This window comes from Rhodococcus sp. 06-221-2, from assembly GCF_002258365.1.
Classification (GTDB): domain Bacteria; phylum Actinomycetota; class Actinomycetes; order Mycobacteriales; family Mycobacteriaceae; genus Rhodococcoides; species Rhodococcoides fascians.
The window spans coordinates 38,739-53,518 of record NZ_NOYJ01000029.1; the positions used below are offsets into that span (position 1 = coordinate 38,739).

Sequence of the window (14,780 nt, forward strand, 5' to 3'; positions counted from 1 at the left end):
GGGTTGGCCGGCGTCAGGCGACGACAGCGCGTTGCGGCACTCCCGAGTACTGGCTCAGTGGTCGGATCAGCGCATTCGACGCACCTTGCTCGATGATGTGAGCCGTCCAACCGGTGATGCGACTCATGACGAAAATCGGTGTGAACACGTCGATGTCGAAGCCCATCAGGTAGTACGTCGGACCGGTAGGAAAATCGAGGTTGGGTTTGATGCCGGTGGCATCGTGCATGGTCTTTTCGAGGATATCGTACATGCGCACCCACTTGTCTCCGCCGGTCACCGCGGCGACGTCGCGGAATGCTGCGTTCATCGTCGGTACGCGTGAGTCGCCGTTCTTGTAGACACGGTGACCGAACCCCATGACCTTGTCTTTGGCTGCGAGTTTGTTCTGCAGCCACTGCGCGGCCCGTTCGGGGTCGTCGATCTCGAGCATGTCTCGCATGACAGCTTCGTTGGCACCGCCGTGCAACGGACCCTTCAGCGCTCCGATGGCGGCGGTGACGGCGCTGTAGATATCCGACAGTGTCGAGGTGACCACGCGGGCAGCAAAGGTGGAGGCGTTGAAGCTGTGCTCGGCGTACAGGATCAGGGAAACCTCGAAGGCCTTGACGATTTCCGGTTCGGGAACGGAGCCGAAGCACATGTAGAGGAAGTTTTCCGCGAATCCCAGGTGTGAGTGAGGGGCGATGGGATCGAGGCCGTGTCGGCGGCGATGGTCGGCGGCGACGATGGTCGGCAACACTGCCGTCATACGCAGCGCCTTGGCCAGGTTCGCAGATGCCGAATTGTCCTCCTCGGCAGCGTCTTCCGCACCGAGATAGCTGATCGCGGTGCGCACCACGTCCATCGGATGACAATTGTCGGGCATTTTCGTCACGAGCGAGAGCAACGAGCGGTCTGCTCGCCGTTGGGCTCGCTCGCGCTGAACGAACAGTTCGAGTTGCTGCACGGACGGGAGCTCACCGTGCCACAGCAAATACGCGACCTGCTCGAAGTTGCAGTGCGAGGCGAGATCCTGCACGGCGTATCCGCGGTAGGTCAACGAGTTCGTCTCGGGTACCACCTTGGAAATGGCGGTGGTGTCGACCACGACACCGGCCAGCCCTTTGTAGATCGTGGGAATCGCCTCGGTCATCACTGCTCTCCTAAGCTGAAATTGAAAATTCCGGTATCGAATTCGTTGAAACGCTCGTAGTCGAGCAACTCGTACAGACGTGAGCGGGTCTGCATCCGGTCGAGGAGTCCTTTCTGCGTTCCGCAGTCGTGGATCTCACGGAGTCCGGCTTCGATGGCACCCATGGCCAGTCGCAATGTGGTGACCGGATAGATAACAGCGTTGTAGCCGATGTCCTCGAGTCTCTGCGCGGCGATCAGCTCGGACTTACCGAACTCGGTCATGTTCGCCAGCAGCGGAGTGTCCACTGCAGCACGGAACTTCGCGAAGTCGCCTTCCTCGACGAGTGCCTCGGTAAAGATCAGATCGGCTCCGGCGTCCGCGTACGCTTTCGCTCGTTCGATCGCGGCGTCGATTCCGTCGATACCCGCTGCATCGGTGCGGGCGCAGATGACGAAGTTCGGATCACGCCGCGCGGTGACGGCCGCACGGAGGCGTCGCACCATCTCGTTTGTCGGGACGATCGCTTTGCCGTCGAGGTGCCCGCAGCGTTTGGGATTGATCTGGTCTTCGAGGTGCAGCCCGGCGATCCCCGCATCCTCGGCCGCCAGCACCGTGCGTGCCGCGGACATCGGCTCACCGAATCCGGTGTCTGCGTCGATCAGTACGGGCAACTCGGTGACCGCCGCGATCTGCGCACTGTGGGTGATGACCTCGGTCAACGTGGTGAGTCCGATGTCGGGCAGACCGAGCCCGGCAGAGAATGCGCCGCCGGAGATATAGACCCCCTCGAAGCCGATCTCCTGAATCAACTTTGCGGTCAGCGGGTTGATGGCGCCAGGTAGCCGTGTGATCGACGTCGACGACAGCGCGGCGCGTAGTGCAATTCGCTTGTCCGCGGCCGAGGTCGAGGCCGCGATGAGGCCCGGCATCAGAAGATGCCCTTCGGGGTCTTCGGAGCCCGCGCGAGAACATCGTCGGCGACGGTGAAGGTCAGCTGATCGAGTTCACCTGCGGCGAGCTCGGGAGCCCGCTCGGCTGCGCGAAGGAAGCGATCCTGTTCCGAGGGTGCGATCACACCATCGGCCAACGAACGGAACTTCGCGATGTACTGCTCGCGGGCGAACGGGCGGGCACCGAGGGGGTGCGCGTCGGCGACCGCGAGTTCGTCGACGATGACCGTGCCGTCTTTCAGCGTGATCTCCGCGCGTGCACCGAACGCCTTTTCGTCCGGATCGACAGAGTGGTATCGGCGCGTCCACTCGGGGTCCTCTGCGGTCGAGATCTTGTTCCACAACGCGACGGTGTTCGGCCTCTGCGCGCGTTCGGGGGCGTAGGAGTGCTCGTGATGCCAGATTCCGTCCTCGAGCGCAACTGCGAAGATGTACATCACCGAGTGATCGAGGGTTTCCCGGGAGGCGGTGGGATCGAACTTCTGTGGATCGTTCGAGCCGGTGCCGATGACGTAATGCGTGTGGTGACTGGTGTGCAACACGATCGTCTCGATCTGTTCGAGATCGGAGATCTTTTCCCGCATTCGTCGGGCGAGGTCGATCGGGGCCTGACTCTGGTACTCGGCGGAGTGTTCCTTCGTGTAACTGTCGAGAATTGCACGCTTGGCTTCACCCGGGCTGGGAAGCGGCACATGATATTCCGCGTTCGGTCCCCCGAGAAGCCACGCGATGACCCCGTCCTCACCCTCCCAGATCGGCGACGGGGCACCCTCGCCGCGCAGTGCTCGATCGACGGCTTCGACGGCAACCTTCCCTGCGAGCGCAGGGGCGTAGGCCTTCCAACTCGAGATCGACCCCTTGCGGGACTGACGGGTGGCTGTCGTGGTGTGCAGCGCTTGCCCGACGGCCTGGTAGATGGTTTCGGTGTCGAGGCCGAGCAGGGTGCCGATACCGGCGGCAGCAGAGGGACCGAGATGGGCAACGTGGTCGATCTTGTGCTCGTGCAACGAGATTGCGCGAACGAGGTCGATCTGAATCTCGTACCCGGTGGCCAGACCGCGGATCAGATCGCGCCCCGAGCGCCCGGCGTGCTGGGCGACTGCGAGGATCGGCGGAATGTTGTCCCCCGGGTGGGAGTACTCGGCGGCGAGGAACGTGTCGTGAAAGTCCAGTTCTCGCACCGCTACCCCATTGGCCCACGCGGACCACTCGGGTGAGTACTTTCCACCGATTCCGAACACAGTGGCACCGGGGCTGTACGGGTGCGCCTGCGCCTGTGTGCGAGCACTCGTCACTGGACGGCGCACCAGCGAGGCCGCAGCCACCGAGGCATTGTCGATGATCCGGTTGACGATCATCTCGGCCGTCGCTTCGGGTACCTCCACTGCGTCGGTGGCGACCTCGGCGACCTTCCAAGCCAGGTGCTCGGACTGGGGAAAGTCCTCGGCGGATGTACGGGTGCGTACGAGATGGGTCTTCACAGAAAATCCTCCGTGCTGATGAAAGGGCTTACTACGCTTCATTCACAAGCTACGCACGAGTCCGGACCTGCGGAAGACATCGCAAATGCCTATTTTTGCGAGGCAATTCCTGCAAATCGGCAAATGTTGCGAAGTCCAGTTCGGCTACAGTGTCGACACCCGAAGGAGGCAGCGACAAAGATGCAGAAGATCTACGCAGGCGGGCGGCTGCGTCGCCTACGCGAGGAACGACAGCTGACGCAGTCCGCGCTGGCGAAGACACTCGAGCTCTCGCCGAGTTACCTCAACCAACTCGAGAACGACCAACGACCTCTGACCGTCCAGGTACTGCTCAAGCTCAACACAATGTTCGAGCTCGACCCCTCGTTCTTCGCCACCGACACCGACGCTCGCCTCGTCGCCGACCTGCACGATGTACTCACCGAAACCTCCGACCGAGGCGAGGTGTCGATGTCCGACATCCAGGAATTGGTCGCGCGCATGCCGGACATCGGGCGCACCCTCGTGTCGCTGCACCGCAAGCTCCATGCAGCGACCGATCAGGTGGATCGGCTCACGGTCGGACTCGACGGGCCCAAACCCGATGTCCCGACGGGCGGTCACGCCCCGATGCCCTACGAGGAAGTCCGAGACTTCTTCTACGACCGGCGCAATCACATCCCCGAATTGGATACTGCGGCTGAGGAACTCTTCGAGCGAACTGGGCTCAGTATCGGGGCGCTCGATCTACAACTCGCACGGGTCATCGAAGCGGACCACGGCATCACGGTGACTATCGGCGACGACGATCCCGGCGCACTCGGCCCCAAACGAATCTTCGACGACACCGGCGGGACTCTCCTGCTCGCGCGTCGACTGACCGCCGGGCAACGCGCCTACCAGATCGCAACCCAGCTGGCATTTCTCTCGCAGTCGACGACAATCGACACGATCGTCGATGCCGATACGAACCTGAGCACTCAGGCCCGAGAGCTGGCCCGCGTCGGGCTGGCCAACTATTTCGCCGGAGCCCTGCTGTTGCCCTACGGACGGTTCCTCGCCGCTGCGGAGTCGCTGCGATACGACATCGATCTGCTGTCGCTGACCTTCGAGGTCGGCTTCGAAACCGTGTGTCACCGATTGTCCACGCTGCAGCGACCAGGGGCGAAGGGCGTTCCGTTCTTCTTCATCCGCACCGACCGAGCCGGAAACATCTCGAAACGTCAGTCCGCCAGTGCATTCCACTTCTCACGTGTCGGTGGAAGCTGTCCACTGTGGGTTGTGCATGACGCATTCGCGGCATCGGGGCGAATTCTCACACAGATCGCCACCATGCCCGACGACCGCTCCTATCTGTGGATTGCGCGCGCCACCGACAGTGGCGGACTCGGATACCGATCACCACGGAAAAGTTTCGCGATCGGCCTCGGATGTGACATCGCCTATGCTCACAAACTGGTCTACGCCGACAACCTACCGCTGCACTCCCCCGGCGCATCGATTCCCATCGGTCCCGGATGCAGGGTGTGCGAACGCACCTCGTGTTCACAACGCGCATTCCCACAACTCGGACGCCAGCTACTCGTCGACGAAGACGTCGACACCGACCTGCCCTACCCCTATACGTGAACAGGGTGCGGGACGATCCGAGATCGACACCCGACAGCCGACAGACGCGGCGAGGAACGCCTTGGCCCGTATGTCAACTCAACTCAGTCGAACTCGAAGTTAGGGACGAAATCCGCCCGAAATCCATCCCTAACTTCGAGTTCGGCGGCACTGGTGCCCCCAGTCGGACTCGAACCGACACTGTGCGGATTTTAAGTCCGCTGCCTCTGCCAATTGGGCTATAGGGGCCACCGCCGGAGACTCGCTCCAGCGGTGACGATCATATCGGGCTGCTATTGCGCCGGGATGACCGGCGGCACGAAGTCGAAGGTCATGCCGAGGAGCCACACGAGCAGCAGGACCACCGGGAAGTGGAAGATGAACTGCAGGAACGTGAATCCGATCAGATCCCGTGCTCGCAGACCCAGAACGGCCAGCAACGGGAGCATGAAGAACGGGTTGATCAGGTTCGGCAGCGCCTCGGCGACGTTGTAGATCTGGACGGTCCAGCCGAGGTTCATTTGCACGTCGGTGGCCGACTGCATGACGTACGGCGCTTCGACGAGCCACTTGCCACCGCCGGACGGAACGAAGAGCCCGAGTACGACGGTATAGACCGCGATGACCACGGCGAATCCACCGCCGCTACCGATGTCGGTGAAGAAATTCGCGAGGTGCTCGGAGATCGTCACGCCTCCTCTACCCTCCGCTTTGGTCAACATGGCCGCCATTGCGGCGTACAGCGGGAACTGCACGAGGATCCCCGCAGTGGCGGGGACCGCCTTGCTGACCGAATCGAGGAACCGTCGCGGGGTGCCGTGCAGCACGAGACCGAGCATCAGGAACACCAAGAGATAGCCGTTGAGACTGCTGACCACCGACAGCACCGGCAGCGTCAACAGTTGAGACACAAGCCATCCCAGCGTCATCGCGCCGGCGAAGAGCGGAAGGATGCGGCTGTACTCGAGCCACTCCCCTGGCCTGGTGCGCGGTGCCGGCTCCGCGACGGTGTCGTCGAGATCGACCTCCATGTCGGCGGCAGTCTTGATCGCGGCACCCTTCGGAGCAGACACGTGTGCGATGACGACCGTCAACACGATGATGATGACGCACATCAGCAACGACTGCCACGTGAAGATGGTGGTGCCGAAGTCGAGTACACCGGTGACCGAAAGCAGTGTCGCCGGAAGCGAACTGGCCGTCGCCTGCAGCTGAGCAGCGGAGGACGACATGCCGAGCGCCCAGACCGCGCCGAGGCCCATGAACGCCGCAGCTCCCAGAGCCCGATAGTCCGTCCGCAGATCGTCACGGCGCGCGATGGCACGGGCCAGTAGACCAGCGAACACCAGACTCAGACCCCAGTTGAGGAACGAGACCGAACAGGACAGCAGTGCAACGAAACTGACTGCGCTACTGGAGCTCTTGGGCACTTGCGCCAATCGGGTGATCAATCTGGCGACTGGTGGAGAGGTTGCCACGACGTACCCGGTGAGCACGACCATCGCCATCTGCAGCGTGAAGGCCGTCAGGTCCCAGAAACCGTTTCCGAATGCGTCCACCACATTCTGCGGAGACGACCCGTTGGCGAAGGCGGCAACAGCCACAACCACCACGCCGACGAGGGCGAAGATGTACGCGTCGGGGAACCACTTCTCGGTTCCCTTGGCGAGCGCTTGCGCTACGCGCGCCAGACCTTTCTCGGCCGGGTCCTGCTGGGCGGGTGTCGTCATCGGTGGTCCTAGCCTCGTCGGGAGCAGTGACATGAGCCACAGCGTCCTTCAGGCTTCACCGAAAAGCGAAGCGATGCAACCTACATCGCCGCAGATCGCGTCTGCAGAATTGCAGATCAGATCTTGATCGACATCGCGATGCCGTCGAGTATGTCGTGCTCACTGACCGTCAACGAGCTGACAGCACCGCGTCGCTCGAACTCTTCGGCGAGCACGCTGCATACGATTGCTCCGCCGCCGATGACGTCGACCCGTCCGGGGTGCATGGGGCCCAATGCACTTCGCTGCGTATGGGTCATGCCGATGAGCCGCTCGCACACCTCGAAGAGCTGATCGAACGGAACCCGCGAAAGGTGCACCGCATCTGCGTCGTATTCGGGTAGTTCCTTGGCGATGGCCGCGATGGTCGTCATCGTGCCGGCCACACCCACCCAGCTCGACGCGTCGCCGATCGACACGTCCTCGAACGCCTCCGCCAACTTCTCGCGGGCATACTCACGTGCACCGTTGATCTCGTCCACGGTGGGAGGATCCGAGTGCAGGAACCGCTCGGTCAACCGGACGCAGCCGATGTTCGCCGAGAACGCCGCCTTCACGCCTTTGGCGTCGCCCAGTACGAGCTCGGTAGAACCGCCGCCCAGATCGACGACCAGGAAAGGTCCTGCGGCAGAATCGAGTTCACCGACCGCTCCAGCGAAGGACAGCCGCGCTTCTTCGTCTCCGGTAATCACCTCGGCCTCGGCACCGGGAATGACCTTGCCCAGTACCTCACGCACCATCGAGAAGAAGTCCTCCCGATTCGACGCATCACGGGTGGCGGAGGTGGCGACCATGCGCACCGCGGTGGCCCCGGTCTTACGGATGATCTCCGCGTACTCCACCAATGCAACACGGGTGCGCTCGATGGCCTCGGGCACGAAGGCTCCGGTCGCGTCGACGCCTTGTCCAAGTCGCACCACACGCATCTCACGAGCGACGTCGGCGAGGGTCTTACCGTTGTTGTCTGCGACGAGCAGGCGGATAGAGTTGGTGCCGCAATCGATCGCTGCAACCCTGGTCATGATTTCTCCGCACGTAGTTCTTCGATGGTCGGCCAATCGGCCGGAATAGCTTTGCCGCGCAACGAGTTCTCGGCTGCCAATGCCACCGACTCGTCGCCGAGCGGATTGACTCCTGGCCCCTTGGCCAACGAATGCGCGATCAACACGTGCAGGCACTTGACGCGGTCGGGCATACCGCCGCCGGTGAAATCCGTTCCGAGAGATTCGATCTCGTTGCGCTCAGCCAAGTACGACTCGTGGGCACGCAAATACGCGGCAGCCAATTCCGGATCGGTGCCCAAGCGTTCCGTCATCTCACGCATGACTCCGGCCGATTCCTGCCGACTGGCTTCCGCCGTCAATCGCGGGTCGGTCAGGTAGTACAGGGTGGGAAACGGAGTGCCGTCGGGAAGCTTCGGGGCAGTTTTCACCACACCCGGCCTGCCGTCCGGAGATCGATACGCGATTTCGAGTACGCCACGCGGTTCACGTCCGAGCTGCGATGCGACCGCATCGAGATCTTCCTGCGAGACTGCCGAGGAATTCACCCGACGGGTCCCCCTTCTGGTTCTGGCACCGGCGGGGCCGGAGCGGGTTCTGGCTGTACGACGGGCATGGGCGCGGACGTGGGCTCCGACGGCTCGTCCGATCCCTGCGGCTGCACCGCGGTGTTCCACAGGTCGGTGTACCACGGCCCGGTCGGGGTGTTGTCCACCTCGAGATCCTTGGAGTTCGGCGAGTAGTCGCCGGGGAGCTGCACCTGATACGGCGTCTCCCCCGGCATGACGAACCGCAGCCGCTCGCGAGCATCGGCAGCGATACGGGACGGTTCGTTGAGCTGAGATTTCTGGGTCTCGAGCGCGTCGACCTCATCCTGCAGGGTCTGACGCTCGGCCAACACGGACTCGAGCTCACCGCGCTGCGAGAAGTAGGTCCTGAGCGGCACGGCCAGCGTCAGCGCCAACGCGCACACCACGACACCGAGAATGACTGCGCGTCCGGTGGACAGCCCGAAGAAGGTGCGCTCGGGCATCTTGGGCCTACGAACACCGACACGTCTGGGAGCAGCTCTGCCACCCACCACGGCGTCACGCGCCTGATCCGACGGCTCCGGTGGAGTGGCCGGCCGACCGGAGGCGGTCTCGTCGCGAGACGCACCCCCGGTCGGCTTCGAGCGATTCGGAGAGGACGGACGGCCGCGGGGTCGGGGGTCCCGTCCACCTGGACTGGTCCCGGACCTCCCGCGTCGCGCCATCATTCACTCTCCACTTCGTGCATACGTATCGGTTGACTCAGCCCTCGTAATTGAACCGGGGGAAAGCCAGCTCGCCTGCGTAACGCGCCGCGTCACCCAGAGCTTCTTCGATTCGCAGCAACTGGTTGTACTTGGCGACGCGCTCGCTTCGGGCGGGGGCACCGGTCTTGATCTGCCCGCTGCCGACGGCAACTGCCAGGTCAGCGATGGTGGTGTCCTCGGTTTCGCCGGAACGGTGGCTCATCATCGTCTTGTAGCCGTTGCGGTGGGCCAGATCCACTGCATCGAGGGTCTCGGTCAGCGTGCCGATCTGGTTGACCTTGACCAGCAGTGCGTTGGCCGCACCCTTGACGATGCCGTCTTCGAGACGCTCGGGGTTGGTGACGAACAGGTCGTCGCCGACGAGCTGAACCTTGTCGCCGATCGATTCGGTGAGTGCGACCCAGCCGTCCCAGTCGTTCTCGTCGAGCGGATCCTCGATGGAGACCAGCGGGTAAGCGTCGACGAGCTCGCCGTAGAAGGCCGACATCTGCTCGGCGGACTTGGTCTCACGCTCGAAGGCGTAGCCGGTGCCCGCGGTGTAGAACTCGGTGGCCGCCACGTCGAGGGCGAGCGCGACATCCTGGCCGGGCTTGAGACCGGTCTTGCCGATGGCCTCGAGGATCAGGTCGAGAGCTGCCTTGGTGCCGGCGAGATCGGGAGCGAAGCCGCCCTCGTCGCCGAGGCCGGTGGACAGGCCCTTGGCCTTGAGCACTGCCTTGAGTGCGTGGTAGACCTCGGCACCCCAGCGCAGCGACTCCTTGAACGTGGCCGCACCGATCGGCGCAATCATGAATTCCTGGACGTCGACGCCACTGTCTGCGTGCGCGCCACCGTTGATGATGTTCATCATCGGCACCGGCAGGATGTGGGCGTTCGGGCCACCGAGGTAGCGGAAGAGCTCGAGTCCGGTGGACTCCGCAGCAGCCTTGGCGACGGCGAGCGAGACACCCAGCAGGGAGTTCGCGCCGAGGCGGGACTTGTCGGGAGTGCCGTCGAGGTCCAGGAGGGCCTGGTCGACGGTGCGCTGCTCGATGGCGTCGAGGCCGATGACGGCGGGTGCAATCTCGTCGAGCACCGCGTTGACGGCCTTCTCGACGCCCTTGCCGCCGTAGCGGTCTCCGCCGTCACGAAGCTCGACGGCCTCGTGCTCACCGGTGGATGCGCCGGAGGGAACGGCTGCACGGGTCAACGTCCCGTCGTCCAATGCGACCTCGACCTCAACCGTGGGGTTGCCACGGGAATCGAGGATCTCGCGAGCTCCGACCTGCTCAATGATGGCCACGAATGCTTCTCCTAGTAACGGGGACCGGCGGACTGTGCCGGGTGCAAGACTAGCCGCTCACCGGCACTGCCCGCGATGCACGGAGTTCTACGGCCTGGTGCCCACCGAGTACGCGGCCGCTCGATCTCGCACGTCGCGCAGGTACTGGCCCGAGAGGTTGTACGCCATCAACGCGCTCTCCCACCCCTGCGCCGTCCGCAGATCACCGCCGCGCGCGCAGAGATAACGCGCCGCCGTCAGAGCGGCGTCGTCGATGTTGTCCGGATCTGCGATGCCGTCGCCGTTGGCGTCGACACCCCATTTCTTCCACGTCTCGGGGATGAACTGCATGGGTCCCATCGCACGATCGAACTCGGCATCGCCGTCCATCGATCCGCCGTCGGTGTCCGGGATCTCGGCGACGCCCGGTCCGCCGTCGAGTGGGATTCCGCGAATCGGCGGTGCGACGAGTCCGTCGGGTTGCACGGAAGACCCCTGGTAGGTGCCGTGCCGACTCTCGATGTACCCGATCCCGGCCAGTGTCGTCCAGGCGATGCCGCAGTCCGCGTCGGTCTCGGCCATGATCGCGGCAGCGTGCCCGTACGACGCGAGTGCGGTCACCGAGATACCGAGCGCATCGGTCTGCGGCTCTGCCCAGGCAATGAGCAGATCGGCCGTTCGGCCGGGCGCATTGAAGTCGATGATCGGCACCTCCGTGCCCGGGCCGGGCGGAATGCCCTCGGGAATCTCACGCTTCGGCTCGCTGCTGCCACATGCGGTGAGCGCAAGGAGTACCGATGCGGTGGCGAGCACGCAGATTCGTGAGATCACCTCACCATCCTGCACACGGAAGGTAATAGAAAGCTAAAGGCCGGTAAAACCCCAGTACAACGTGCATAAGGACCAGGTTGCAGGGTGTATGTTTCTGTCAACCTTCACGCATGAGGGTCGCCTACCCTTCGCGAGGCAAGGCGTACCAATGTTCGACGCACAACAGGAGCACCTTCCGTGTCCGTACTGGCTGCCGCAGGATCTGCGCCGTCGATCGCTACCCAGATGTTCGGCAGCGGTCTGATCGGTCTTCGCGAGGGTCTCGAGACCGGCATCGTGGTGATGATTCTCGTGGCCTTCCTCGTCAAGGCGAACCGCCGCGACGCCCTCAAGTGGGTGTGGCTGGGAGTCGGCCTGGCCGTCGCGATGGTGGCGGCGATCTTCTTCGTGATCCACTACGGCACGTCCACCGTCACCGGGCTGACGGCCGAGATCATCGCGGGAGCGGCCTCGCTGGTCGCCGTCGTCATCGTCACGGCCATGGTCCTGTGGATGCGCACCGCCGCCAAGAACATCTCCGGCGAGCTGCGGGCGAACATGGAGAAAGCACTCACCGTCGGGCCTGCGGCAGTGCTGACGCTCTCGTTCTTCGCCGTCGGCCGTGAGGGCGTCGAGACGGCACTGCTCATGGTCGGGTACGCCGAGAACACCAACGGCAGCCTGTGGCCACTGCTCGGACTTCTACTGGGCATCGTCGTCGCCGCAGTACTGACGGTGTTCCTGTACTTCGGCGCGGTGCGCATCAACTTTGCCGTGTTCTTCAAGTACACCGGCATCTTCCTCATCGTGGTCGCCGCCGGAATCCTGGCCTACGGCATCCGCGCCCTGCAGATCGGCGGAGTCCTACCCGGTGGCAGCGCTGTCGCCTTCGACATCACCGCACACTTCGATGCCTCGAGCTGGTACGGCACCGTGCTCGCCGGCATCTTCAACTTCCGCCCCGAACCCACTGTCTTCCAATCGATCGCGTGGGTGCTGTACATCGTCGTCGTGTTGTTCCTCTTCCTCCGCCCGGTCCGCGTTCCAGCGGCTCCCGAGCCTGTACTTCAGAACTCCTGAAAGGCACCACCACCATGCGTCGTACCACCTACGCTCTGGCCGCGGTCGCGGTTCTACCGATGGCCCTGGCCGGATGCACCGAGAAGTCCTCGACCGAGGCCGCATCGGGCGATATCGCCGTCACGGCCACCGACTCGTCCTGCGACGTCGGTGCAACCGAGGGCACCACCGGAAACTCCACGTTCCAGATCACCAACAACGGCAGCAAGGTCACCGAGTTCTACGTCTACGGCGAGGGCGACCGCGTCATGGGCGAGGTCGAGAACATCGGACCGGGTCTGACGCGTCAGCTCATCGTCGCTCTGCCCGACCCCGGCACGTACCAAACCGCCTGCAAGGCAGGCATGGTGGGCGACGGCGTCCGGGCCGATTTCGTCGTGACCGGCGATTCGGTTCGCCAGACGGACGAGGACGGCTTGCTCACCGAGGCAGCCGACGGCTACAAGCGCTACGTCGTCAGTCAGATCGACGCGTTGCAAGAGACCACGACGTCGTTCGTCACCGCGGTCAAGAGCGGCGACGTTGCCGCCGCCAAGGCCCAGTTCCCCATCGCGCGTAGCTATTACGAGCGCATCGAGCCGGTCGCCGAGAGCTTCCCGGACGATCTCGATCCGCGCATCGACTTGCGCGAGCCCGACGTCGAGCCCGGCGCGGAGTGGACCGGCTTCCACCGCATCGAGAAGGACCTGTGGACGCAGGGACTGCAGACCGACACCAACGCGATGGCCGATCAGCTCGAGGCCGACATCACCGAACTCGCAGACAAGATCAAGGCCGACGACTTCACCATCGACCCCGTCCAGGTCGCCGGTGGCGCACAGGGATTGCTCGACGAGGTCGCCAAGACCAAGATCAGCGGTGAAGAGGACTTCTTCTCGCACACCGACCTGTGGGACTTCCAGGCCAACGTCGACGGCTCGCAGGCAGCCATCGCGGCCGTGCGTCCGATCCTCGACGAGCGCAACGCCGAACTGGGCACCGCGATCGACGCCCGCTTCGCAGAACTCGACGCCGAACTCGCCAAGTACCGCAGCGGCGACGGCTTCGTCTTCTACGACACCGTGACCGAACCGCAGCGACAGGAACTGTCGAACAAGATCGACGCCCTGTCCGCCGAAGTGAGCCAGGTGCAGGGTGTCGTTGCCGGACAGTAAGACTGGACAGTTCTCCCGGCGGCGCCTGTTCGGTGCCGTCGGGACCGGGGCTGCACTCGTCGGAGTCGGGGCCATCGCGGGACACGCGACGGCCTCGGGAGCCGAGGTGCCGACGTCGGACGTCGTCGAGTTCCGCGGCGACCATCAGGCCGGCATCGTCACCCCGGCACAGGACCGCATGCACTTCGTCGCGTTCGACGTCACCACCGACTCTCGCGACGAGTTCGTTGCGCTGCTGAAGAAGTGGACGCTGATGGCCGAGCGGTTGGTGCATGGCGAGGAGACGTTCGACGGCGGAGCTGTCGACGGCGGCCAGTACAACCCGCCCACGGACACCGGCGAGGCTCTCGGCCTGACGGCATCGTCGCTGACGCTGACGATCGGGTTCGGTCCGGCACTGTTCGATCGGTTCGATCTGGCGTCGAAAAGACCTGCCTCCCTTGCTGATCTGCAGCACTTTCCGGCCGACAACCTCGACCCGCGCCGCTCGGGTGGCGACCTCTGCATCCAGGCCTGTGCAAACGACCCTCAGGTTGCCGTGCACGCCATTCGCAACCTCGCCCGCGTCGGCTTCGGCACGGTCTCGGTCAAGTGGTCGCAGCTGGGCTTCGGGCGCACCTCATCCACCTCCACCACCCAGGACACCCCGCGAAACCTGTTCGGCTTCAAGGACGGGACCGCCAACCTCAAGGCCGAGGACCCGTCTTTGCTGGACGAGAACGTCTGGGTTGCCCCTGACGACGATCAGGAGTGGATGGCAGGTGGCTCCTACCTCGTGGCCCGCCGTATCCGCATGCTCATCGAATCGTGGGACCGCACCACGCTGAAGGAACAAGAGCGAGTGATCGGACGCAGCAAGGGAACTGGCGCACCGCTCGGCCAGAAGGACGAATTCGACGCACTCGACTTCGAGTCACAGGGACCGGAAGGCACCTTCATCGACAAGACCGCACACGTGCGTCTGGCGTCGAAGGAAAACCTCGGCGGCGTCCAGATCCTGCGTCGGGGATACAACTTCACCGACGGATCGGACGGCTTCGGACACCTCGACGCCGGACTGTTCTTCATCGCCTACTGCCGCGATCCCCTGACCCAATTCGTCCCGATGCAGTTGGCCCTGTCTCGCAAGGACGCACTGAACGAATACATCCAACACGTCGGGTCTGCGGTATTCGCATGCCCACCCGGCGTCGGAGAATCCGAATACTGGGGTTCGACGCTGTTCGAGTGATTCTTCCGCCGGCCCCACCCCGTCCGGGCGGTGAGTTCGTGC

General features: G+C 63.9%; 13 protein-coding genes and 1 tRNA gene. 4 read left to right on the top strand and 10 right to left on the bottom strand.

Features of this window, described 5'->3' with window-relative positions; all coding sequences use genetic code 11:
• Positions 1-13: 13 nt before the first annotated feature.
• From CH281_RS14975 to prpD, 3 genes are read right to left on the bottom strand one after another with little or no spacing between them, the layout of a single operon-like run.
• Positions 14-1,135: a bifunctional 2-methylcitrate synthase/citrate synthase gene (locus CH281_RS14975; RefSeq protein ID WP_094694819.1), complete on the bottom strand. Its 1,122-nt coding sequence runs from the start codon at positions 1,133-1,135 to the stop codon at positions 14-16.
• On the bottom strand, positions 1,135-2,046 hold the full coding sequence (gene prpB / locus CH281_RS14980) for a methylisocitrate lyase (protein ID WP_094694693.1): 912 nt from the start codon (positions 2,044-2,046) through the stop codon (positions 1,135-1,137). Before prpB ends, CH281_RS14975 begins: the two co-directional genes overlap by 1 nt.
• The gene (gene prpD, locus CH281_RS14985; protein WP_094694695.1) at positions 2,046-3,548 is read right to left on the bottom strand and encodes a 2-methylcitrate dehydratase PrpD; all 1,503 of its coding nucleotides are present in this window, start codon (positions 3,546-3,548) and stop codon (positions 2,046-2,048) included. The genes prpB and prpD overlap by 1 nt, the downstream gene beginning before the upstream one ends.
• Before the next feature lie 180 nt (positions 3,549-3,728).
• Here prpD and CH281_RS14990 point away from each other — a divergent pair, with 180 nt between their 5' ends.
• The gene (locus CH281_RS14990; RefSeq protein ID WP_179274202.1) at positions 3,729-5,156 is read left to right on the top strand and encodes a short-chain fatty acyl-CoA regulator family protein; all 1,428 of its coding nucleotides are present in this window, start codon (positions 3,729-3,731) and stop codon (positions 5,154-5,156) included.
• A gap of 151 nt (positions 5,157-5,307) precedes the next feature.
• Here the strand turns inward: CH281_RS14990 and CH281_RS14995 are convergent.
• The 7 genes from CH281_RS14995 to CH281_RS15025 all read right to left on the bottom strand — a co-directional run bounded on the left by CH281_RS14995 (position 5,308) and on the right by CH281_RS15025 (position 11,282).
• Positions 5,308-5,384 (bottom strand) — tRNA-Leu (locus CH281_RS14995).
• 44 nt (positions 5,385-5,428) lie between these two features.
• Positions 5,429-6,865 carry a short-chain fatty acid transporter gene (locus CH281_RS15000; protein ID WP_094694697.1) on the bottom strand — a complete coding sequence of 479 codons (1,437 nt, stop codon included), beginning with the start codon at positions 6,863-6,865 and terminating at the stop codon, positions 5,429-5,431.
• 116 nt (positions 6,866-6,981) lie between these two features.
• Positions 6,982-7,926: a Ppx/GppA phosphatase family protein gene (locus CH281_RS15005; RefSeq protein WP_094694699.1), complete on the bottom strand. Its 945-nt coding sequence runs from the start codon at positions 7,924-7,926 to the stop codon at positions 6,982-6,984.
• Positions 7,923-8,453 carry a DUF501 domain-containing protein gene (locus CH281_RS15010; RefSeq protein WP_032371198.1) on the bottom strand — a complete coding sequence of 177 codons (531 nt, stop codon included), beginning with the start codon at positions 8,451-8,453 and terminating at the stop codon, positions 7,923-7,925. The genes CH281_RS15005 and CH281_RS15010 overlap by 4 nt, the downstream gene beginning before the upstream one ends.
• Entirely contained in the window at positions 8,450-8,938 is a 489-nt protein-coding gene (locus tag CH281_RS15015; RefSeq protein WP_256983580.1) for an FtsB family cell division protein, read from the bottom strand. The genes CH281_RS15010 and CH281_RS15015 overlap by 4 nt, the downstream gene beginning before the upstream one ends.
• A 259-nt stretch (positions 8,939-9,197) precedes the next feature.
• Positions 9,198-10,484 carry a phosphopyruvate hydratase gene (eno, locus tag CH281_RS15020; RefSeq protein WP_027496113.1) on the bottom strand — a complete coding sequence of 429 codons (1,287 nt, stop codon included), beginning with the start codon at positions 10,482-10,484 and terminating at the stop codon, positions 9,198-9,200.
• Positions 10,485-10,571: 87 nt separating this feature from the next.
• Positions 10,572-11,282, bottom strand: coding sequence for a lytic transglycosylase domain-containing protein (locus CH281_RS15025; protein ID WP_045842124.1), 711 nt, complete (start codon positions 11,280-11,282; stop codon positions 10,572-10,574).
• 189 nt (positions 11,283-11,471) lie between these two features.
• Between CH281_RS15025 and efeU the strand changes: the two genes are divergently transcribed.
• From efeU to efeB, 3 genes are read left to right on the top strand one after another with little or no spacing between them, the layout of a single operon-like run.
• Positions 11,472-12,353, top strand: coding sequence for an iron uptake transporter permease EfeU (gene efeU / locus CH281_RS15030; protein ID WP_027496111.1), 882 nt, complete (start codon positions 11,472-11,474; stop codon positions 12,351-12,353).
• 14 nt (positions 12,354-12,367) lie between these two features.
• Complete coding sequence (gene efeO / locus CH281_RS15035) at positions 12,368-13,507, top strand: iron uptake system protein EfeO (protein WP_094622315.1); 1,140 nt, start codon at positions 12,368-12,370, stop codon at positions 13,505-13,507.
• Positions 13,488-14,738 (top strand): iron uptake transporter deferrochelatase/peroxidase subunit, encoded by a 1,251-nt coding sequence (efeB, locus tag CH281_RS15040; RefSeq protein WP_094694703.1) that lies wholly within the window; start codon positions 13,488-13,490, stop codon positions 14,736-14,738. The genes efeO and efeB overlap by 20 nt, the downstream gene beginning before the upstream one ends.
• Positions 14,739-14,780: the final 42 nt, after the last annotated feature.